The organism is Streptomyces sp. NPDC088157 (genome assembly GCF_044741545.1).
Classification (GTDB): Bacteria; Actinomycetota; Actinomycetes; order Streptomycetales; family Streptomycetaceae; genus Streptomyces.
Genome location: NZ_JBIUSU010000007.1, coordinates 412,815 through 433,261, shown reverse-complemented (window position 1 = coordinate 433,261; position 20,447 = coordinate 412,815). Strand labels below are relative to the sequence as shown.

The 20,447-nt window shown below is 71.8% G+C and carries 17 protein-coding genes; 9 read left to right on the top strand and 8 right to left on the bottom strand.

Features of this window, described 5'->3' with window-relative positions; translation table 11 throughout:
- Positions 1-22 precede the first annotated feature (22 nt).
- On the bottom strand, positions 23-1,456 hold the full coding sequence (locus ACIPFH_RS28825) for an MFS transporter (protein WP_401830865.1): 1,434 nt from the start codon (positions 1,454-1,456) through the stop codon (positions 23-25).
- A gap of 367 nt (positions 1,457-1,823) precedes the next feature.
- Between ACIPFH_RS28825 and ACIPFH_RS28820 the strand changes: the two genes are divergently transcribed.
- The 4 genes from ACIPFH_RS28820 (at position 1,824) to ACIPFH_RS28805 (ending at position 8,508) form a co-directional block, all read left to right on the top strand.
- Positions 1,824-2,786 carry a DUF3027 domain-containing protein gene (locus ACIPFH_RS28820; protein WP_401830864.1) on the top strand — a complete coding sequence of 321 codons (963 nt, stop codon included), beginning with the start codon at positions 1,824-1,826 and terminating at the stop codon, positions 2,784-2,786.
- Positions 2,787-3,594: 808 nt separating this feature from the next.
- Positions 3,595-3,930, top strand: a complete 336-nt coding sequence (locus tag ACIPFH_RS28815; RefSeq protein WP_401830862.1) for a hypothetical protein — start codon at positions 3,595-3,597, stop codon at positions 3,928-3,930.
- A 217-nt stretch (positions 3,931-4,147) separates the two neighbouring features.
- The gene (locus ACIPFH_RS28810) at positions 4,148-7,312 is read left to right on the top strand and encodes a sacsin N-terminal ATP-binding-like domain-containing protein (RefSeq protein WP_401830859.1); all 3,165 of its coding nucleotides are present in this window, start codon (positions 4,148-4,150) and stop codon (positions 7,310-7,312) included.
- Between the two features lie 266 nt (positions 7,313-7,578).
- The gene (locus ACIPFH_RS28805; protein ID WP_401830857.1) at positions 7,579-8,508 is read left to right on the top strand and encodes a hypothetical protein; all 930 of its coding nucleotides are present in this window, start codon (positions 7,579-7,581) and stop codon (positions 8,506-8,508) included.
- Between the two features lie 116 nt (positions 8,509-8,624).
- Here ACIPFH_RS28805 and ACIPFH_RS28800 read toward each other — a convergent pair whose 3' ends face one another.
- Entirely contained in the window at positions 8,625-10,991 is a 2,367-nt protein-coding gene (locus ACIPFH_RS28800) for a cation-translocating P-type ATPase (RefSeq protein WP_401830854.1), read from the bottom strand.
- Positions 10,992-11,111: 120 nt separating this feature from the next.
- Positions 11,112-11,405 (bottom strand): DUF2530 domain-containing protein, encoded by a 294-nt coding sequence (locus tag ACIPFH_RS28795; protein ID WP_401830852.1) that lies wholly within the window; start codon positions 11,403-11,405, stop codon positions 11,112-11,114.
- Between the two features lie 118 nt (positions 11,406-11,523).
- On the opposite strand from ACIPFH_RS28795, the gene ACIPFH_RS28790 reads away from it, so the two are divergent.
- On the top strand, positions 11,524-12,975 hold the full coding sequence (locus ACIPFH_RS28790; protein WP_401830850.1) for an NCS2 family permease: 1,452 nt from the start codon (positions 11,524-11,526) through the stop codon (positions 12,973-12,975).
- 31 nt (positions 12,976-13,006) lie between these two features.
- Here the strand turns inward: ACIPFH_RS28790 and ACIPFH_RS28785 are convergent, their stop codons facing one another.
- Positions 13,007-13,189 carry a ribbon-helix-helix protein, CopG family gene (locus tag ACIPFH_RS28785; RefSeq protein WP_079661526.1) on the bottom strand — a complete coding sequence of 61 codons (183 nt, stop codon included), beginning with the start codon at positions 13,187-13,189 and terminating at the stop codon, positions 13,007-13,009.
- 152 nt (positions 13,190-13,341) lie between these two features.
- Between ACIPFH_RS28785 and ACIPFH_RS28780 the strand changes: the two genes are divergently transcribed.
- Positions 13,342-13,779, top strand: coding sequence for a MarR family transcriptional regulator (locus tag ACIPFH_RS28780; protein ID WP_328481230.1), 438 nt, complete (start codon positions 13,342-13,344; stop codon positions 13,777-13,779).
- Between the two features lie 141 nt (positions 13,780-13,920).
- Entirely contained in the window at positions 13,921-15,192 is a 1,272-nt protein-coding gene (locus tag ACIPFH_RS28775) for an MFS transporter (RefSeq protein ID WP_401830847.1), read from the top strand.
- Between the two features lie 46 nt (positions 15,193-15,238).
- On the opposite strand, the gene ACIPFH_RS28770 is transcribed toward ACIPFH_RS28775, so the two are convergent.
- Positions 15,239-15,760 carry a GNAT family N-acetyltransferase gene (locus tag ACIPFH_RS28770; RefSeq protein WP_401830845.1) on the bottom strand — a complete coding sequence of 174 codons (522 nt, stop codon included), beginning with the start codon at positions 15,758-15,760 and terminating at the stop codon, positions 15,239-15,241.
- 50 nt (positions 15,761-15,810) lie between these two features.
- Between ACIPFH_RS28770 and thpR the strand changes: the two genes are divergently transcribed.
- On the top strand, positions 15,811-16,383 hold the full coding sequence (gene thpR, locus ACIPFH_RS28765) for an RNA 2',3'-cyclic phosphodiesterase (RefSeq protein WP_401830843.1): 573 nt from the start codon (positions 15,811-15,813) through the stop codon (positions 16,381-16,383).
- 388 nt (positions 16,384-16,771) lie between these two features.
- On the opposite strand, the gene ACIPFH_RS28760 is transcribed toward thpR, so the two are convergent.
- From ACIPFH_RS28760 to ACIPFH_RS28750, 3 genes are all read right to left on the bottom strand, one after another.
- Complete coding sequence (locus tag ACIPFH_RS28760; protein WP_401830841.1) at positions 16,772-17,764, bottom strand: aldo/keto reductase; 993 nt, start codon at positions 17,762-17,764, stop codon at positions 16,772-16,774.
- Between the two features lie 60 nt (positions 17,765-17,824).
- Positions 17,825-18,412: a Uma2 family endonuclease gene (locus tag ACIPFH_RS28755; RefSeq protein WP_401830839.1), complete on the bottom strand. Its 588-nt coding sequence runs from the start codon at positions 18,410-18,412 to the stop codon at positions 17,825-17,827.
- A 115-nt stretch (positions 18,413-18,527) separates the two neighbouring features.
- Positions 18,528-19,202, bottom strand: coding sequence for a GDSL-type esterase/lipase family protein (locus tag ACIPFH_RS28750; protein WP_401830837.1), 675 nt, complete (start codon positions 19,200-19,202; stop codon positions 18,528-18,530).
- Between the two features lie 101 nt (positions 19,203-19,303).
- On the opposite strand from ACIPFH_RS28750, the gene ACIPFH_RS28745 reads away from it, so the two are divergent.
- Positions 19,304-20,314 carry a WD40 repeat domain-containing protein gene (locus ACIPFH_RS28745; RefSeq protein ID WP_401830834.1) on the top strand — a complete coding sequence of 337 codons (1,011 nt, stop codon included), beginning with the start codon at positions 19,304-19,306 and terminating at the stop codon, positions 20,312-20,314.
- Positions 20,315-20,447: the final 133 nt, after the last annotated feature.

The following is a 20,447-nucleotide window of genomic DNA, read 5'->3' as shown; positions in this document are numbered from 1 at the left end:
CGCCACGCGAGGCTTCGCACCGTTACGCCACGCGAGGCTTCGCACCGGTCCCGTGCCGCACCGAGGCCAGTAGGCCGCGGACCGTGGTCACCCAGCCCAGCGCGACCACCGCGGCGGCCACCGACAGGCCCAGCGTGCCGTTCAGCGGCATCACGATGCCGACCGCGCCGCCGAACACCCAGCACACCTGGAGCATCGTCTCCGAGCGGGCGAACGCCGAGGTACGCACCAGCTCCGGCACGTCCCGCTGGATCAGCGCGTCCAGCGACAGCTTGGCCAGGGCCTGCGAGAACCCCGCGACCGCCGCCATGCACGCCACCAGGAACGCCCCGAAGAACACCGCGGCGGTGATCGTCGCGCCCAGCACGACGGCGACGACCGTCACGATGATGAGCTCCGGGGCCTTGGAGCGCAGCCACGCGCCCACCGCCGTGCCGAGCGCGTTGCCCACGCCCGCCGACACGGCCACCATGCCCAGCGACACGGCCGCGCTCTGCCCGGTCAGCGGGTGCTCGCGCAGCAGGAACGCCAGGAAGAAGGTCAGGAACCCGGACAGCCAGCGCAGGGCCGCGTTGGCGCCGAGGGCGTGCGTGACGGCGATGCCGACGGTCCTGAGCCCCGGCCGCTTCACCGGCTGCCGGTGCGGGCCGTGCAGGTGCTGCTCGTCGGCGGCGAGCAGCGCCACGGCCTCGCCCTTGCCGGAGTCGACCTTGCGGGGCAGCGAGAAGGACAGGAACGTCCCGGCCACGAAGATCACGAAGGCGCCGTAGAGCGGGTAGCGCGGCCCGAGGGCCTGGAGCCCGGCCGCGACGGGCGCGGCGATCCCGGTGGCGAGGAGGCCTCCGAGGGTGACCCGTGAGTTCGCCTTGACCAGGGAGAACCTCGGTGGCAGCAGTCGGGGCACGACCGCGCTTCTGACCACCCCGTAGGCCTTGGAGGAGACGAGCACGCCGAGCGCGGCCGGGTACATCTCGATGCTGCCGGTGGCGACGGCGCCGGACAGGACGAGCGCGAGGAGCGCCCGGGCCAGCATGGACCCGGCCATGGCGGCGCGCCGGCCGTGCGGGAGCCGGTCGAGCAGGGGGCCGATCACGGGGGCGAGGACGGTGAAAGGGGCCATGGTGATCGCGAGGTAGAGCGCGACCCGCCCGCGGGCCTCGTCCGTGGGCACGGAGAAGAACACGGTCGAGGCGAGCGCGACGGTGATCATGACATCGCCGGCCCCGTTCACGCCGTGCAGCTCGATCAGTTTGCCGAGGCCGGACTCGCCGGCGCCGTGCGCGTGCGTGGCCTTCCTGATCCCTCGGGCGGTGCCGGTGAACGGGAAGTGCAGGGCACGGCCGACCGCGCGGACGGACCCGCTCATCCGGCCCGAACCGCTCACCCGGCTCCTCCCCTTGTTCCCCTTCGTCGCACCGATCCCGGTGGCGCCCTGGGGTGTCCTCGCGGCTGCCACCCCGTCATAGTGCCCCGGAAAAGCGGTACGTAGTGCGGTTGCCGCGCGTATGGGCGTGTGATCGTCGGCGCGCCGGGCGGGCCCGCAGGGAGCTCGGCGGCGGTTCGGGGGTGGTTCGGGGGCTTCTGTGCGCGGGAAACATCCCGTCGGTGTAGGCCGAGCGTCCGCGAGCAGGTAGCGTGCGTAGCGCGCCGTGGCGATTGTTCTCGGCCGCGCGCCTCCCGGCCATCCCGCAGAATGGATGACAGCAGGTGCGCCCGAGCGCGATCGGGCGCGGACGTCGACGCGGCCCTCCGGTCCGCTCCGTTCGCACCCGCCGCCTTCAGGCCGGCGCACCGAGAGACGGCGTAGGAGAGAAGCGATACCTGTGAGCGCAGCGACCACGCGAAGCCGCACCCCCGACCGCCTGTGCGCCGAGGCCGTCGACCTCGCACGCGCCGCAGCCGAGGAGGCAGCCGCCCCCGGTGTGGTCGGCGAGCATGTAGGACTGCTCTCCGAGGGCGACCGGGTGGTCACCCACTACTTCGAGTGCAAGGAACTGGGCTACCGGGGGTGGCGCTGGGCGGCGACGGTGGCACGGGCCTCGCGCGCCAAGACCGTCACGCTCGACGAGGTGGCCCTGCTGCCCGGCCCGGACGCGGTCCTGGCCCCCGAGTGGCTTCCGTGGAGCGAGCGCCTGCGCCCCGGCGACATGGGCCCGGGCGACCTCCTGCCCACGGACGCGGAGGATCTGCGGCTGGAGCCCGGTTACACGGGCGAGGACGACCCGCGCCTGCAACCGGGCTACTTCGACGTGGACGAGCCGACACCGAACTCGCCCCTCTCCGAGGAGATGGCCGAGCTGGCGGAGGCGGAGGACGCGGAGGTCACGGCGACCGCGCCCGCGGCTCTCCCGGCGGCTCCGCGCCGGGGCACCATCGCCGCGGTCGCCGAGGAACTGGGCCTGCGTCGCGCCCGGGTCCTCTCCCGTTACGGTCTGCACACCGCGGCCGACCGCTGGGAGGACGGCTTCGGCCCCAAGACCCCCATGGCCCAGGCGGCCCCCGCGTCCTGTGTGAGCTGCGGCTTCCTCACTCCCATCGGCGGCTCCCTCGGCCAGGCCTTCGGTGTCTGCGCCAACGAGTTCTCCCCGGCCGACGGCCGGGTGGTCTCCCTGGCCTACGGCTGCGGCGGCCACTCGGAGGCGGCGGTCATGCCGACCCCGCCGCGGCCGGCTCCGCCGGTGATCGACGAGACCCGGATCGACCCGTTCCCCCTCCGCCCGGCGGCGGACTCGGGTTCCGTGCCGGCCACGACGGACGAGGACACGGCGGAATTGGGCCACTCGTAGGGCGTCCTCCGGCCTTTCTGAAGGTCGACCTGGCCGTTCCGGGCTGACCCGGCCACTCCCAGGGCCACTGCCAGGCGGCTGTCCGGTCCTGGTGGCCGGGGTGCTCCCGTAGTCGTTGTGTGATTGTGATGGGGAGAGGCCGGTTCCGACGGACCGGCCCGGCCCGCACGGGGGGTCGGGCGGGCCGTCGCCCGATCGCCAGTAGGTGGGAGCTGCCGCGTGCAGTTCCGGGTAGGGCTCGGCGTGCGTACCGCGACCAGGGCCGACCGGAGCAGATCTGTGTTGTGGCAGGGGCGTGCCGGTGTTCCGTTCCGCTGCCGCGAGCATGGACCACGCGGGGGCCTTCGACGCCGTACGCCTCGACCTCACAACGAGGGAAGAGCGAGAGGCGGCCATGACGGGCGGGCACGAGACTCACGGGGCAGCCTTCGGCCCGCGGCCGCTGCAGACACGCGCCCTGACCCGTGAGGCTGGGCGGGCGCGGCTGCTTCTGGCCGCCGGGGAGTGGCGCCCTGCCGCAGCGGACTCCGAAGCAGCAGCGGCCGTCCTGGACCGCCTCGCGGCCTCGCTCCCGGCCCGGCGGGCAGCGACCGCACGGACGCTGGCCACGGACCGGGACCGGCGACTCCAACGCCTCCTGCGCACTACCCTCCACCACCTCGACGCAGGCGCCGTCAGCCCGCCCGCAGCCGCCCTCCTGGCCGCCGTCGCCCGCGCTTTCCTGCCTTGGCACGCCACCCCGAACCCACCGGGCGCAGCGGCGGCGCCGAGATACGGGACCCCGGCGGGGACGGCAGACGGCCTGGCCATGCCACCGACAGAGGCTGGCGAGGCCCTGCTCCCCGATTTGATCGCTCTGTTCGCCGTGTTGGTCTCGACGAGCCTGCCCGGGGCCGTCCCGCTCACGCCCCCGGTCGAGCCCTGGCGGGTCCGCTACGCGGGCCGCTTCCGGCGCTATCGCAGACCCGCTTTCGGGGTGTGGACGGCCGAGACCGTCGCCTGTCCGGCGTGCGGGGGTAAGGCCGGGCCGTGGGCGGTGACCTGCGACTGGCGCCTGATCTCGCTGGGCTGCCCGTGCGGAGTGGTGACCCGCGAGCACGGCCTCGCGCTCTCCGAAGTCTGGCTTCTTCTACCGGACATGTGACCGGGAGTCGTGGCCGACCGCCCGCACGACGACGCTCAGTCACAACCGACAGGTTGGAAAGGGCTCAGTGTCGTAACGTCACCCGCGAACTGTCCCTGCCGTGACCGGTGCGCACCGGGCGTGCGTATCCCCCGCCAGGGAGAGGCCGGGTCGGGTGGGTGGGCGATCTCCCTGAGGCGGGTACCTTCGTCCTCACGCCGATGATGGAGAGTGGATCGTGAGCAAGTTCGTGCGGCCGGCACCCGAGGGCGCGGACCCCTTCGGCACGGCCCGCCTGCGTCGCGGAGTGCTGGACGCCTGGGCCACGAGCCCCGCCCGTTTCCGCGAGGACGCCAACTCCGAGGAGGACCTCGTCCTCGGCGGGTACCGGGACCGGCTCGTCGTCGAGCTCGCGCAGAACGCCGCCGACGCCGCCGCCAGGGCCGGGGTGCCGGGGCGCCTGCGGCTGACGCTCCGAGACGGTGTCCTGGTCGCCGCCAACACCGGCGCGCCCCTGGACGCCGCCGGTGTGGAGTCCCTCTCCACTCTCCGCGCCTCCGCCAAGCGCGAGGCCCGGCAGTCGGCCGTGGCCGTCGGACGGTTCGGTGTCGGCTTCGCCGCCGTCCTCGCCGTCACGGACGAGCCCGCCGTCGTCGGCCGGCACGGCGGCGTCCGCTGGGACCTGGCCGAGGCCCGCGCGCTCGCCTCCGAGACCGCCCGGCACAGCCCGGGGCTCGGCGACGAGATCCGGCGGCGGGACGGGCATGTGCCCCTGCTCCGGCTGCCCTTCGCCGCCCAGGGCACCGCCCCCGACCCGTACGACACGGCCGTGATCCTGCCGCTGCGCGACACCGCCGCCGCCGACCTGGCCGAACGCCTCCTGACCGCCGTCGACGACGCCCTCCTCCTCGCCCTCCCGGGTCTGGAAGAGGTCGTGATCGAGATCGGCGAGGACGCGCCCCGTGTCCTGCGCCGGGACACCGACCCCGACGACGACGCCCTCACCGTCGTGGCGGACACCCGGGACGGGACCACCCGCTGGCGTGTCGTCGCCGCGCACGGCCCCCTCACGCCCGACCTCCTCGTCGACCGCCCGGTGGAGGAGCGGCTGCGCCCCCACTGGTCGGTCACCTGGGCCGTACCGGTCGACGACGACGGTTCGCCCGCCCGGCCCCGCACCACCCCCGTCGTGCACGCCCCCACCCCCAGCGACGAGCCCCTCGGCGTCCCCGCCCTGCTCATCGCCTCCTTCCCGCTGGACACCACCCGCCGGCACGCCGCCCCCGGTCCGCTCACCGATCACCTGGTGCGGCGCGCGGCGGACGCGTATGCCGAACTCCTCGCCGGCTGGCGGCCGGTGGGCGCCGGGATCATCGATCTCGTGCCCGGCCCGCTGGGCAAGGGGGAGCTCGACGGGGCGCTGCGCCAGGCGATCCTGGAGCGGCTGCCGCGGACCGCGTTCCTGCCGCCCGCCGTCCGGCCCGCACCCGAGGGCGGCCACGAGGGCGAGGACGTGGTCGAGTTCCCGGAGGCCCTCCGGCCCCGGGACGCCGAGGTCGTCGAGGGCGCCGGCGCCGACACCGTACGGGTGCTCGCGGAGGTGCTGCCCACCCTGCTGCCCGCCGGGCTGGAGCGGCGCGTCGAGCTGCGCACGCTCGGCGTCGCCCGGGTCCCGCTCGCCGACGCCGTCGACCGGCTGGCCGGCCTGGAGAAGGACCCGCAGTGGTGGTACCGGCTCTACGACAGCCTCGCCGGTGTCGACCCGGAGCGGCTCTCCGGGCTCCCGGTGCCCCTTGCCGGGGGAGGGCGGACCACCATCGGCCCCCGCCAGGTGCTGCTGCCCACGGCGGACGGAGCGGGTCCCGACCCGGAGACCCTCGCCCGGCTCGGCCTCAAGGTCGCCCACCAGGACGCCGCGCACCCCCTTCTGGAGAAGCTCGGCGCGCTGCCCGCGACGCCCCGCGCCGTCCTGACGACCCCGCAGGTGCGGGCCGCCGTCGCCGCGTCCCTGGACGACGACGGCGGCGCCTGGGACGACCAGGACACCCCGGACGCCGAGGAACTCGCCGACACCGTGCTCGCCCTGGTCCGCGACGCCGCCCTGGACCCCGGCGACGAACCCTGGCTCGGCGCCCTCGCGCTGCCGGACGAGGACGGGGAGCTCGTCCCCGCCGGTGAACTGGTGCTGCCGGGAAGCCCGTTCGCCTCTGTCATCCGGGAGGACGAACTCGCCCACGTGGACGCCGAGCTGGCGCAGAAGTGGGGCGAACAGCCTCTCGCCGCCTGTGGCGTCCTGGCGAACTTCGCGCTCGTCCGCGCCACGGACGTCGTCCTCGACCCGGACGAACTGGAGCCCCGCGAAGGGGACTTCGCCGAGCCCGACGACGCGGGGCTGCTGGACGCCGTCGACGTGTGGTGCGAGGACATCCTCGACCGTTTCCCGGACAGCCCGGTGCCGCCCGTCGCCACCGAGCTGGTCGCCGTCCGCGACCTCGACCTCGTCGACGAGGATCGCTGGCCCCAGGCGCTCGCGCTGCTGGCCAGGCCGCCCCTGCGTGACGCCCTCACCCAGCCGGTGCGGATCCTCCTGCCCGACGGCACCCACGAGGTGGTACGGCCGTACACCGCCTGGTGGCTGCGCGGGAACCCGGTGCTCGACGGCCGCCGCCCGGCCGGTCTGCTGGCCGCGGGCGGGGACCCGCTCCTGCGCGGCCTGTACGAGGAGGCCGACGCCACGGGCTTCGACGACGAGCAGGTGCTGCGTGCCCTCGGCGTGCGGACCTCCGTGGCCGCGCTCCTCGACGAGCCCGGGGGCGCCGCCGAACTCCTCGATCGCCTCGCCGACCCGGAACGTCCCGTCTCCGGAGCCCAACTGCACGGGCTGTACGGCGCGTTGGCCGAGCTGGATCCCGATCGGGTGACCCTCCCGGACGAGCTGCGGGCCGTCGTCGACGGGCGGGTCGAGGTCGTGGACGCGGCTGACGCCGTCGTCGTCGACTCGCCCGATCTGCTGCCCTTCACCGAGGGGGTGCCGCTGCTTCCGGTGCGCCCCGCCAGGGCCGCGGAACTGGCCGAACTGTTCCAGGTGCGGCGGCTGAGCGAGTCCGTGACCGGGCAGGTCGACTCGGAGGGCGTCGAGCACGACGTACCGGAGTCGGTGCGAGTGCTGCTCGGGCCGCGCACGCCCGACACGTACGTCGAGCACGAGGAACTCGTCGTCGACGGCGTGGAGATCGACTGGCGGCTGACGAACGACGGCGTCCTGCACGCCGCCACCCTGGAAGGCGTGGCCGCCGGACTCGCCTGGGCGGCGAGGCAGTGGCCGCGCCGCTTCGAGGTCGCGGCCCTGCTGGAGGACCCGTCACGGACCCTGGAACTGGCCCGCGACCGCTGGTTCGACTGACCCGGCCCGGCTGCGGGGCCGGGTGGCGGCGGCTGCGGGGCGCGGTGGGGTGATGGCCGCGTGGCGCGTGTGGCGACGGCCGCGGGGCGGGTGGTGACGGTGTGAAGATTTCTTCCACGAATTTCTCACGGAACGTACAACCATCCGCCCCCACAAGGCATCTGATCACATGAGTCAAGAGACTCCACCATCACTTTGGGCCCCGGATGTGACGACGAGCCGTGCGTACGGCCAGCGTCCGGGTCCCTCTCCCCAGGGGGAACGCAATGCGCATACGAGCCACCGTGGCCGCCGTCACCGGCGCCCTGGCCCTGTCCGCCCTCGCCGTGCCGGCCGCCCAGGCCACCGGCAGCAACTCGCACAACCCCGTCGACACCCTGAAGGCCATCCACGCGGCCACCTCCGGCAAGACCGCCTTCACCGGTGCCACGCCTGCCGACACCGGCACCCCGTACGCGCTGAACGCCACGTTCGGCAGCGTCCGGATCAACAACGGTCTGCCGATCGTGGCCCGCACCAGCGGCAAGGTCACCGTCCCGGTCACCTTCAAGGTCACGCACGGCGCGGACGTCGACCTCACCGCCGACGACACCGAGCTGGACCTGGTCATCTACCGCGGTTCGTCCGCGGACCCGGCCAACGTTCTCGTCGGCGACGACTGGCCTACCTGCACCAACACCTCGGCCACGGTCGCCTCCTGCAAGGGCACCATCGACATCCTCCCGGCCGAGGAGCTCTACAACGCCGACGCCACCACGTGGAAGGCGCTCGGCTACGTCGTCGACTGGAACGACCAGGACCCGTACAGCGACGACGACATCGACCTGACCAAGGTCGGTTACGCCGAGACCGACGCCGTGGCCACCACCAAGCTCCAGCGCTTCTCCACGCTGACGGTCAACGCCGCGCCTGAGCCGGTGAAGAAGGGCAAGACCATCACCGTCACGGGCAAGCTGGCCCGCGCCAACTGGGACACCGGCCTGTACGGCGGCGTCTCCACCCAGGCGGTGAAGCTGCAGTTCCGCAAGAAGGGCAGCAGCACCTACAGCACCGTCAAGACCATCAAGAGCAGCACCAGCGGCGGCCTGAAGACCACGGTCAAGGCGTCCGTGGACGGCTACTACCGCTTCGTCTTCGCGGGCAACGCGACGACCCCGGCGGTCAACGCCGCGGGTGACTTCGTCGACGTCAAGTGACACCAGGCAGGTGAGAACGGCCGGACCGGGGATGCCCGGTCCGGCCGTTTCGCGTTTCCCCCTCGGCGTTCCCCGTCACCGGACCCCGGCCGGCCCGCGGTGAGCCGTCCTGCCTCTCACGCCGGGAAACGGCGGTCGACCCATTTCCAGGAGAGTTCCAGGGCGAGCGACGCCACCGCCGCGACCCCCACCGCGATCCACGGCATCGTCATCCCGACCAGCTTCAGGGCGAAGAAGTCCTGGAGCCACGGGACCACGAGGACGAGCAGGAACGCCCCGCCCATCGAGGCCACCAGCAGCACCCGCCACCAGGTGTACGGCCGGGCGATGATCGCCAGCACCCACATCGAGATCAGGAACAGGGTGAGGGTCGCAGCGCTGGTCTCGGCCTCCAACGAGCCTGCGCCCGTGTAGTGGTGACGGGCGATCAGGTAGGTGACGAAGGTCGCGACCCCGGCCACCACCCCGCCCGGGACCGAGTACCGCATCACCCGTCGTACGAAGTGCGGCCGGGCCCGTTCCGTGTTGGGGGCGAGGGCGAGGAAGAAGGCCGGGATGCCGATGGTGAGGGTGGACAGCAGCGTCAGGTGCCTGGGCAGGAAGGGGTATTCGACCTGCCAGCAGACCACCAGCAGGGCCAGCAGCACCGAGTAGACCGTCTTCACCAGGAAGAGGGTCGCCACGCGGGTGATGTTGCCGATGACGCGCCGGCCCTCGGCCACCACCGACGGCAGGGTCGCGAAGCTGTTGTTCAACAGCACGATCTGCGCGACCGCCCGGGTGGCCTCGGACCCCGATCCCATCGCGACGCCGATGTCGGCGTCCTTCAGCGCGAGGACGTCGTTGACGCCGTCCCCGGTCATCGCGACCGTGTGCCCGCGTGACTGGAGCGCGCCGACCATGTCCCGCTTCTGCTGCGGGGTGACCCGGCCGAACACCGTGCCCTCGTCCAGCGCCCGGCCCATGCCCTCCGGCTCGGCGGGCAGCCGCCGCGCGTCGACGGTACGGCCGTCCAGCCCGAGCTTCGCGGCCACCGCCCCCACCGACACCGCGTTGTCGCCGGAGATGACCTTGGCCCGGACGTCCTGCTCGGCGAAGTAGCGCAGGGTGTCGGCGGCGTCCGGCCGCAGCCGCTGGTCGAGCACGACGAGGGCGGCCGGCTTGGCGCCCCGTGCCGGGTCGGGGTCGTCGAGGTCGCGCGCGGCGCGGGCCAGCAGCAGCACGCGCAGGCCCTGCTCGTTGAGCCGCTCGGTCTCGGCGAGGGCGGGATCGCCGTCGTCCAGCAGCACGTCCGGCGCCCCCAGCAGCCAGGTGCCGCTCTCCCCGTTGCCCTCGCTGAAGCTGGCGCCGCTGTACTTGCGCGCGGAGGAAAAGGGCAGCGACTCGGTGCAGCGCCAGTCCTCGGCGTCGGGGTAGGCGTCGATGATCGCCCGGAGTGAGGCGTTCGGCCGGGGGTCGGACTCCCCGAGGGCCCCGAGCACCTGGCGTACGTACGTCTCGTCGTAGCCGTCGAGCGTGCTGAGCCCGGTGACGTCCATGCCGCCCTCGGTCAGCGTGCCGGTCTTGTCCAGGCAGACGGTGTCGACGCGGGCGAGGCCCTCGATGGCCGGCAGCTCCTGCACCAGGCACTGTTTCCGGCCGAGCCGGATGACGCCGATTGCGAAGGCGACCGAGGTGAGCAGGACGAGCCCCTCCGGGACCATCGGGACGATGCCTCCGACGGTACGGGCGATGGACTCCTTGAGATCGTTGTTCTTGACGAAGAGCTGCGTGATCACCAGGCCGATCGCGGCCGGGACCATCATCCAGGTCACGTACTTGAGGATCGTGGAGATGCCGGAGCGCAGCTCGGAGTGGACCAGCGTGAAGCGGGAGGCCTCCTCGGCGAGCTGGGCGGCGTAGGCCTCCCGGCCGACCTTCGTGGCCTGGAAGGCGCCCCCGCCGGCCACCACGAAGCTTCCCGACATGACCTGGTCGCCGGGCCGCTTGACGACGGCGTCGGACTCGCCGGTGAGCAGCGACTCGTCGATCTCCAGCCCGTCCGCCTCGACGCACACCCCGTCCACGGCGACCTTGTCCCCGGGACCGATCTCGATGAGGTCGTCCAGGACGAGTTCGGAGGTGGTGACCTGGACGGCCGTGCCGTCGCGGCGGACGGTGGGCCGGGCCTCGCCGACGACCGCGAGGGAGTCCAGGGTCTGCTTCGCCCGCCACTCCTGGATGATGCCGATGCCGGTGTTGGCGAGGATCACGAAGCCGAACAGGCCGTCCTGGATGGGGGCGACGAACAGCATGATCACCCAGAGGACGCCGATGATCGCGTTGAATCGGGTGAAGACGTTCGCCCGGACGATCTCGCCGACGGAGCGGCTGCTGCGGACGGGTACGTCGTTCACCCGGCCGCGCGCCACGCGGTCCGCGACCTCGGCGGCGGTGAGGCCGGTCGCCGTCGGCGCGGAGGCGGGTGCGTCGGTGTGGGCCATGGGTTCGACGGTACGTGCGGATGTGGGGGTTCACCCCCTGAGACCACCGAAGATCCGACCTCGGGACGACGGATGCGCGGCCGGGTAGTGCCTGGGTAGTACCGTCCTGGCGCCCGCGACCTAGGGCATGTCCTGGTCGGCGGCCGGGGCCACGGGCGCGCCCGGCCCGTTCGCCGCGTCCCGTTTGATCGCCGCGTCCCGTTTGCGGACGTACCAGATGCCGATCAGGCCGAGTCCGGCGCCCGCGAGGCATGTCCACACCCACCACAGCCGGCCGTGGTCGTCGAACCAGCCGTAGAAGGGGAGCTGGACGAGGAAGAGGACGAACCAGAGGATCGTGCCGCCGGTGATGGTGGCAACCACGGGGCCCTCCAGGGGCTCCGGCGCCTCGTGTTCGGGAATCCACTTCTCCATGGTGCTCAGCTTACGAGGCGATCACATCTACGCGCGGAGATGGCCGATCCGAACGTTATATGTTCATACTGAAACGGTTTGTTGCTGACCACTTCTCTTCGTAGGAAACACCAAAAACATGCCCACGTCGGCCCCCGCCAAGGTCCCCGCCCCTGAACAGCCGGGAGCCACGCCCCTCTACGGCGCCCTCGACCGTTACTTCAAGATCTCCGAACGGGGCAGCACGCTGCCTCGCGAGATCCGAGGCGGTTTCGCCACCTTCTTCGCGATGGCGTACATCATCGTGCTGAACCCGATCATCCTCGGCAGCGCGAAGGACATGTACGGGCACCAGCTCGACAACGGCCAGCTGGTCACCGCCACGTGTGTGACGGCCGCGTTCACCACGCTCCTCATGGGCGTGATCGGCAACGTGCCCATCGCGCTGGCCGCCGGCCTGGGCGTGAACTCGGTGGTCGCGCTCCAGCTCGCGCCCCGGATGTCCTGGCCGGACGCCATGGGCATGGTCGTGCTCGCGGGTTTCGTGGTCATGCTCCTGGTCGCCACCGGTCTGCGCGAGCGCGTCATGAACGCGGTGCCCTTCGGCCTGCGCAAGGCGATCAGCATCGGCATCGGCCTGTTCATCATGCTGATCGGGCTCGTCGACTCCGGCTTCGTCAGCCGTATCCCGGACGCCGCCCACACGACCGTCCCGCTCCAGCTCGGCGCCGACGGTCACCTCAACGGCTGGCCGGTCCTCGTCTTCATCCTGGGCGCCCTGCTCACGCTGGCCCTCATCACCCGCAAGGTCCCCGGCGCGATCCTCATCTCGATCGTCGCGATGACCGTCCTCGCGCTGATCATCAACGCGGTCGCGACGATCCCCTCCTGGGGCCTCACCACCCCCGAGTGGCCCGGCAACCCCGTCGCCACCCCCGACTTCGGGCTGATCGGCGAGGTCAGCCTCTTCGGCGGCTTCGGCAAGGTCGGCGTCCTGACCGGCGTCCTCTTCGTCTTCACGGTCCTGCTGTCGTGCTTCTTCGACGCGATGGGCACGATCATGGGCGTCAGCGACGAGGCCAGGCTGACCAACGCCAAGGGTGAGATGCCCGGCATCAACAAGGTCCTCTTCGTCGACGGCCTCGCGGTCGCCGCGGGCGGTGCCAGCTCCTCGTCCGCCACCACCGCCTTCGTGGAGTCCACGGCCGGGGTCGGCGAGGGCGCCCGCACCGGCTTCGCGAACCTCGTCACCGGCGGCCTCTTCACCGTCGCGCTGTTCCTCACGCCGGTCGCCACGATGGTCCCGTCCCAGGCCGCCACCCCGGCCCTGCTCGCGGTGGGCTTCCTGATCCTGGCCGGCTCGGTCAAGGAGATCGACTGGGCCGACCACACGATCGCCGTCCCGGCCTTCATCACGATGGTGATGATGCCGTTCACCTACTCGATCACCAACGGCATCGGCATGGGCTTCATCACCTTCGTGCTGCTGCGCCTGGCGGTCGGGCGCGGCCGGGAGGTCCCGGCGCCGATGTACGTGGTCTCCGCGGTCTTCGCCTTCTACTACCTGATGCCGGCCCTCGGCCTCACCTGACCCGCCCGCCTGCCGCCCCCGGCCGGGCGGCTCAGGTGAGCCCGTAGAACTTCTCCGTCTCCTCGACGGCGGTCTGGAACCGCTCGTCGAAGTCGTCGCGAATGAGCGTCTGGACGACATAGTCCTGGACGCTCATTCCCCTTTTCGCCGCATGCTGCCGGAGCCGTTCGAGCAGCTCCCCGTCTATCCGCAGGCTGAGCACAGTGGTCCCCATGGGACGAGGGTCGCGGGCGCGTACCGCAGTCCGGTCACTTTCCGCTGCCTACTCACTCGTTCGAGTGATGGAGAGGTTTCCGTGGCCGGGGTCACGGGGAATCCGGGCGCACGCCAGTTTGTTTAGCGAGAGTAATGAGTTACGCTAAAGAGATGCCTGACCTCACCCATGGCGACGACGCTGCCGCCGTGAACTCCCTGCGCTCAGCCGTGATGCGGCTGTCCCGTCGGCTCAAGCACCAGCGGGTCGACGAGTCGCTGAGCCCGACCGAGATGTCGGTACTCGGCACCCTCTCCCTCTGCGGCAGCGCCACCCCCGGCGAACTCGCCCGCAAGGAGCACGTCCAGCCCCCCTCGATGACCCGCATCGTGGCGCTGCTGGAGGCCAAGGGCCTGGTCCGGCTGGAGCCGCATCCCGAGGACCGGCGCCAGAAGGTCGTCACGAAGACCGAGCAGGCCGAGGCCATGCTCGAGGAGAGCCGCGCCAAGCGGAACGCCTTCCTGGCCACCCTGGTCGACGGCCTCGACGAGGACGAGTGGGCGAAACTGCGCGCCGCCGCCCCCGTACTGGAGAAACTCGCACACCTGTAGACAGCCGTCAGGCCTGAGGAGGCGACCCTTTTGAGTTCGGGATCCGGAGCAGACTCCGCCCCCGCACCGACCACCCACGAGACCCTTGCCGGGCAGCCCGCCGCGGGCCCCGGCAAGTCATCCAGGCCATCCAGGTCATCCATGTTCAGCTCCCTGAAGGTCAGGAACTACCGCCTGTTCTTCATGGGCCAGGTCGTCTCCAACATCGGCACCTGGATGCAGCGCATCGCCCAGGACTGGCTGGTGCTCAGCCTCACCGGCTCCGCCACCGCCGTCGGCGTGACGACGGCACTCCAGTTCCTCCCGATGCTCCTCTTCGGCCTCTACGGCGGCGTCCTCGTCGACCGGCTGCCCAAGCGCCGCACGCTGCTGTTCACCCAGTCCGCGATGGCCCTCACCGGCATCGCGCTCGCCGTCCTCAGCCTCTCCGGCCACGTCCAGGTCTGGCACGTCTACGTCGCCGCCTTCGCCGTCGGCCTCGCGACCGTCCTGGACAACCCGGCCCGCCAGACCTTCGTCTCCGAGATGGTCGGCCCCGACCAGCTCCAGAACGCGGTCAGCCTCAACTCCGCGAACTTCCAGTCGGCCCGGCTGGTCGGCCCCGCCGTGGCCGGCGTGATGATCACCGGCGTCGGCACCGGCTGGGCGTTCCTCTTCAACGGACTGTCCTTCGTCGCCCCCCTCGCCGGACTGCTGCTGATGCGCTCGCGTGAGCTGCACGTCGTCGAGCGCGCCCCGCGCGGCAAGGGCCAGCTGCGGGAGGGCCTGCAGTACGTCGCCGGGCGCCCCGAGCTGATCTGGACGATCGTCCTGGTCGGGTTCGTCAGCACCTTCGGCTTCAACTTCCCCGTCTATCTCTCGGCCTTCGCCGACGACGTCTTCCACGCGGGCGCGGGCTCCTACAGCCTCTTCAACACGCTGATGGCGGTGGGCTCCCTGGCGGGCGCCCTGCTCGCGGCCCGGCGCGGCACGGCCAGGCTGCGGGTGCTGGTCGCGGGAGCGGTGGCCTTCGGCACGATGGAGATCGCGGCCTCCATGGCCCCCTCCCTCTGGCTGTTCGCCCTGCTCATGGCTCCGATCGGCATGTTCGGCATGACGGTCAACGTCACCGCCAACAGCAGCGTCCAGCTGAGCACCGACCCGGCCATGCGGGGCCGGGTGATGGCCCTCTACATGATGGTGTTCATGGGCGGCGCCCCGATCGGCGCCCCGATCGCCGGCTGGATCACCGACGCGTACGGCGTCCGGGCGGGCCTTGCGTCGGGCGGCGCCGTCTCGGCCGCCGCGGCCGTCACCATCGGCCTGGTCCTGGCCCGGATGGGCAACCTCCGCCTGTCGGTCGGCTGGAACCACGGCCACCCGAGTGTGCGGTTCGTCCCTCGGGCGGACCGGGAACTGGCCACCGTGGCATGACGTGACATGACGTGGTCCGAGGTCACCCGGAGGGTGTGCCGTGCGGTCACACCCTCCGGGCCAGTACCTGACCCGGCCACCGGTGTTCTCCGACGGTGTACGCCTGCGTCGAGGTGAAGCCGTTGGCCTCGTAGTAGGCGACGAGCTTGCGGTCGTCGCCCGCGTAGCAGTCCACCCGCAGCAGGCCGACGCCCGCCCGCCGGGTCACCTCGGCGGCGTGCGCGAGCAGGGCGCCGCCCACGCCGTGGCCCTTGAAGCGGCGGTCGGAGGCCAGCCAGTGGATGTACCGCTCGGGCTCCCCGGGCGGCGGAAGATGCGCCAGGTACGCGCCTGGCGCGCCGGTGAGCGTGAGGGTGGCGGCCGGCACGCCGTCGGCCTCCGCGACGAACACCCACCCCTCGTCCATGTACCGGACGACCGACTCCACCGTCTTCGGGCTCTCCGACAGGGGCTTCGTCCCCCATTGGCCGGTCCGTCCCTGGGCGACCAGCCACTGCACGCTGCTGTCGAGCATGGCGAGTATCACGGGGATGTCGTCGGGTCCGCCTTCTCTGATGCTGATCCGCATGACGCCCATCATGCCGGGCGTACGGCCCTGCCCGCCGGGAGAATCGGGGCATGAGACTCTTCGCCGCCGTGCTGCCTCCGGACGTCATCGCCGACGAACTCGCCGCCGAGGCCGCCCGGTTGCGCGCGCTGCCCGGTGCGGAAGGGCTGCGCTGGACGGCCCGCCCCGGCTGGCACTTCACGCTCGCCTTCTACGGCGAGGTCGACGACGGCCTCGTACCGGAACTGTCGGCCCGGCTGAAGCGCGCCGCACACCGGGGCGCGCCCTTCGCGGTGGCCCTGCGGGGCGGGGGGCAGTTCGGGCACGGGCGGGCGCTGTGGGCCGGGGCGGCCGGGGACGTGCCCGCGCTGCGGCTGCTGGCCGACCGGGCGGAGGCGGCGGGCCGGAAGGCGGGCGTCGAGATGGGGGAGCACCGGCGCTACAAGGCGCACCTGACACTGGCCCGCAGCCGGGACGCCGTGGACGTGGGGCCGTACGTGGAGGCGCTGGGGGCGTTCGAGGGCCGTACCTGGACGGTGGGCGAGCTGGTGCTGATGCGCAGCGACCTGCCGAAGTCCGGCGTGCCCGGGGAGCAGCCCCGCTACGAGCCGGTCGGTCGCTGGGCGCTCGGCGGGGCCGGTTAGGCTCGGCACGTGGACCCGAAGACCCGAAACCGGATCATGGCCGGTGCGCTTGTGCTGTTGTTCGTCGTGGTTGCCCTGGCGGCGGCGCTCGGCAGATAGCTCGGTACGCAGGCCCGGCAGGCCCGGCAGGCCCGGCAGGCCCGGCAGGCCGCGCAGGCCCGGCAGCCCGGCAGGCCGCGCAGGCCCAGGCATAGGCCGAAGCCGATGCCCGAGGCCGAGCGGGGCGGGGAGCGCCGGGGAACCGCGCTTCGCGCGTCTCTCTCGCGCGGGCCGTGTGCCGGCCGGTCGCGCGGTTTCCCGCGCCCCCATCAGTCCCCGCTCCACCGGGCGTCCCGCTTCACCCGGCACCCCGCTCTACCGGGCACCCCGCTTCACCCGGCACCCCGCTCTACCAGGCGAAGGCCTCCGGGGACGGTCCCGGGCCGGGGAAGACCTCGTCGAGACCGTCCAGCAGCTCCTCGCTCAGCTCCAGTTCGACCGCGCGCAGGGCGGAGTCGAGCTGCTCGGCGGTGCGCGGGCCGACGATCGGGCCGGTCACGCCGGGCCGGGTGAGCAGCCAGGCCAGGGCCGCCTCGCCGGGCTCCGCCCCGTGCTTGTCGAGGAGGTCCTCGTAGGCCTGGATCTGCGCGCGGGTCTTGGTGTCGGCGAGGGAGTCGGCGGCCCGCCCGGAGGCGCGGCGACCGCCCTCGGCCTGCTTCTTGAGCACACCGCCCAGCAGCCCGCCGTGCAGCGGCGACCACGGGATGACCCCGAGGCCGTACTCCTGCGCGGCCGGGATCACCTCCATCTCGGCGCGCCGCTCGGCCAGGTTGTACAGGCACTGCTCGCTGACGAGCCCGATGGTGCCGCCACGGCGGGCGGCGGTCTCGTTGGCCTGGGCGATCTTGTAGCCGGGGAAGTTGGACGACCCCGCGTAGAGGATCTTGCCCTGCTGCACCAGCACGTCGATGGCCTGCCAGATCTCCTCGAAGGGAGTGCTGCGGTCGACGTGGTGGAACTGGTAGAGGTCGATGTAGTCGGTGCCGAGCCGCTTGAGGCTGGCGTCGACGGCGCGCCGGATGTTCAGTGCGGAGAGCTTGTCGTGGTTCGGCCAGGCGTCGCCGTCGGCGGCCATGTTGCCGTACACCTTGGTGGCGAGGACCACCTGGTCGCGGCGTGAGCCGCCCTTCGCGAACCAGCTGCCGAGGATCTCCTCGGTACGGCCCTTGTTCTCACCCCAGCCGTACACATTCGCAGTGTCGAAGAAGTTGATGCCCGCACCGAGCGCCGCGTCCATGATCGCGTGGCTGTCGGTCTCGTCGGTCTGCGGGCCGAAGTTCATGGTGCCGAGGACGAGGCGGCTGACCTTGAGTCCGGTACGTCCGAGCTGCGTGTACTTCATGGAGTACAAGCCAACGACTTGGAGTGCGCTCCACGCAAGGGGGACCGGCCGGGCAACAGGTCAGTCGCGGGGGAACTCGTCGGTCTTGAGGGTGAGGCCGACCACGGTGCCGGTGAGGTCGATGTCGTCGCCGAAGCCGACCTTCGTCTCCGTGATGTACTCGCCGTTCTTGGGCTGGGTGTAGAGGTGACAGCGGCGCTGGTAGGGATCGGCGATCAGGTAGACGGGAACCTCGGCGGTCGCGTAGGCCGCCATCTTGGGGCCGTAGTCGTTGGCGGCGGTGCCCTTGGAGATCACCTCGGCGACGAACTCGACGTCCTCGTGGCTCCAGCGGCCGTCCTCCGACTTGGCGGCGCTCTCGGCCATCACCGTCACATCGGTCGCGAAGCCGTTCAGGTGCCCCGGGTAGTCGATGCGCACGTCGGACTTCACGCGCTTGCGGGGGTACTTGGTCCGCAGCTGTTCGACGATGTCCAGGATGATCTCCCAGTGGGTGTCCCGCTGTGGCGACATGAAAACGGTCCCCTCGACGATCTCGACCTTGTATCCCTCGGGGACGGGCATCGTCTCGAGCCGCTCGAACATCTCGTCGAGCGTGATCGTGTTGTCGCTCTCGGCCATCGCGATCCTGTCTTCAAGGACGGTCATCGTGGCGCTCCTCCCCGGCCGCACTCACTCGAGTGCCGCCGCGCAGTACAACGATACGCACGGTGACCAGGTCACGAGATGCCGCGCATATGCCAGAAACGAGCGGGCGCGGCCCTCAGCCCGCGTACTCCCCGCCCAGCTCCCACCCCTGGTACATCGCCTCCGCGAAGGCCGACGCCAGCTGGTGTTCGCCGTTCGCGTTGGGGTGGGTGCCGTCGTAGGTGTCGGTGTCGATGTCCCAGGTCGGTGGGACCGAGGCCAGGAGGATCGGCGAGGCCGGTTCGTCGAGGTCGGCGGCCGTCTTCGCCAGGAGTTCGTTGAACCGGGCGACCTGGGCGGCGAAGGGCTCGTCGTTCGCGGCCCGGATGTTGTGGATGACCGGCAGCCACACCATGGCGATCCGCGGGTTCGCCGCGCGGGCCTCGGCGGCGAAGGCGCGCGCGTTGTCCGCGGTCTGCTCGGCGTTCGTGTAGAAGCCCAGGTCGATCAGGCCGAGCGAGACCAGCAGGACGTCCGCCCGCGACTTGCGGACCGCCTCGCCGATCAGCGGGGTCATGTGCAGCCAGCCCTCGCCCCAGCCGGCCAGGTGAGCGCGAGGGAAACCGGGATCGGCGTAGGCGTACGACGCCGGGCTGTCCGTCGCCTTGTCGTAGAGCGTCTCGCGGGGGCCGACCAGGGTGAACGGACCGCCGTACGTAGCGCACAGATGCTGCCACAGGCGGTAGCGCCAGGTGTGGTCGCCCGTGCTGCCGATCGTCATCGAGTCGCCTACGGGCATGAACCTGAGCATCCGCTCATGATGGAGGATCGGGGATGGATCACCGCGGCCGGGGGCGTGTGAGACCGGCCACGAACCCGTGAACGGGAGGGCGGGATGGCAGGCTTGGGGACATGCGCCGATCTTTCGCCTTCCGAGCCGGAGCCCTGCTCACCGGAGTCCTCGTCTCGGGCGCCTTCACCGTGCTCGCCGCGTCCACCGCGCCCTCCGCGTACGCGGCCGACGGAGACAAGGGCTTCACCATCGAGGACCCGCGCATCACCGAGTCCAGCGGCCTCGCCGCCTCGCGGCAGCACCCGGGCATCTACTGGACCCACAACGACAGCGACGACGGCCCCTACCTCTACGCCGTCGACAGCGCGACCGGCAGGACCGTCGCCCGGCTCACCCTGACCGGCGTCGGCACGCCCCGTGACGTCGAGGCGATCTCCATCGGGCCGGGCAACGAGATCTGGGTCGGAGACATCGGCGACAACCTCGGCGGCACCTGGAAGTACGTGTGGATCTACCGGCTGCCCGAGCCGAAGAAGCTCGCCGACCAGACCGTCAAGGCCACGCAGTACGTCGTGAAGTACTCCGACGGCGCCCGTGACGCCGAGTCGCTCGTCGTCCACCCCAAGACCGGGCGGGTCTACATCGTCGACAAGAAGGAGGACGGCGGGCATCTCTACGAGGGGCCGGCGAAGCTCTCCGCCTCCGGGGCGAACATCTTCAGGCCCGTCGCCGCCGTCGACCTGTGGGCCACCGACGCCGCCTTCTCCCCGGACGGCACCCAGCTCGCCGTCCGCGGCTACTTCGGCGGCATCTCCTACGCCTGGAACGGCGGCGAGATCAAACGCGAGGGGCGGCTCGACGTGCCGCTGCAACGGCAGGGCGAGTCCGTCAGCTACTCCGCCGACGGCACCAAGCTCCTGTACGGGAGCGAGGGTTCCGGGAGTTCCGTGGTGGCGGAGGACGCGCCCGAGGGTGCCACCTCGGGTTCCAAGTCGCCTTCGGGCGGGGGAGGTTCGAGTGCGTCGGGAGACGGGTCCCCGGCGACCGGCAGCGTCAAGTACGGCGCGCTGGCCGTCGCCGCGCTCTGCGCCCTCGTCTTCGGCTTCCGCCGCCTCCGGCGCCGCGGCTGAGCCGCACCGGTTGCGGCGGGGCGCGGTACCGGCGGCGCCTTTCTCCGGCGCCGCCCTTGCCGCTCTTCTTGACGTGGTCATGGTGTGTCAGTTTCCTGGGTGGTGCGCGGTGTGTGGGAGCGCTCCCATGTGT

What these genes read in the sequence shown, in the direction of transcription:
- ACIPFH_RS28815 (WP_401830862.1), top strand. Translation starts at nt 3,595, where the DNA reads ATGCCACCGACAGAGGCTGGCGAGGCCCTGCTCCCCGATTTGATCGCT.
- ACIPFH_RS28805 (WP_401830857.1), top strand. Translation starts at nt 7,579, where the DNA reads ATGCGCATACGAGCCACCGTGGCCGCCGTCACCGGCGCCCTGGCCCTG.
- ACIPFH_RS28800 (WP_401830854.1), bottom strand. Translation starts at nt 10,991, where the DNA reads ATGGCCCACACCGACGCACCCGCCTCCGCGCCGACGGCGACCGGCCTC.
- ACIPFH_RS28795 (WP_401830852.1), bottom strand. Translation starts at nt 11,405, where the DNA reads ATGGAGAAGTGGATTCCCGAACACGAGGCGCCGGAGCCCCTGGAGGGC.
- ACIPFH_RS28790 (WP_401830850.1), top strand. Translation starts at nt 11,524, where the DNA reads ATGCCCACGTCGGCCCCCGCCAAGGTCCCCGCCCCTGAACAGCCGGGA.
- ACIPFH_RS28785 (WP_079661526.1), bottom strand. Translation starts at nt 13,189, where the DNA reads ATGGGGACCACTGTGCTCAGCCTGCGGATAGACGGGGAGCTGCTCGAA.
- ACIPFH_RS28780 (WP_328481230.1), top strand. Translation starts at nt 13,342, where the DNA reads ATGCCTGACCTCACCCATGGCGACGACGCTGCCGCCGTGAACTCCCTG.
- ACIPFH_RS28775 (WP_401830847.1), top strand. Translation starts at nt 13,921, where the DNA reads ATGTTCAGCTCCCTGAAGGTCAGGAACTACCGCCTGTTCTTCATGGGC.
- ACIPFH_RS28770 (WP_401830845.1), bottom strand. Translation starts at nt 15,760, where the DNA reads ATGCGGATCAGCATCAGAGAAGGCGGACCCGACGACATCCCCGTGATA.
- thpR (WP_401830843.1), top strand. Translation starts at nt 15,811, where the DNA reads ATGAGACTCTTCGCCGCCGTGCTGCCTCCGGACGTCATCGCCGACGAA.
- ACIPFH_RS28760 (WP_401830841.1), bottom strand. Translation starts at nt 17,764, where the DNA reads ATGAAGTACACGCAGCTCGGACGTACCGGACTCAAGGTCAGCCGCCTC.
- ACIPFH_RS28755 (WP_401830839.1), bottom strand. Translation starts at nt 18,412, where the DNA reads ATGACCGTCCTTGAAGACAGGATCGCGATGGCCGAGAGCGACAACACG.
- ACIPFH_RS28750 (WP_401830837.1), bottom strand. Translation starts at nt 19,202, where the DNA reads ATGCTCAGGTTCATGCCCGTAGGCGACTCGATGACGATCGGCAGCACG.
- ACIPFH_RS28745 (WP_401830834.1), top strand. Translation starts at nt 19,304, where the DNA reads ATGCGCCGATCTTTCGCCTTCCGAGCCGGAGCCCTGCTCACCGGAGTC.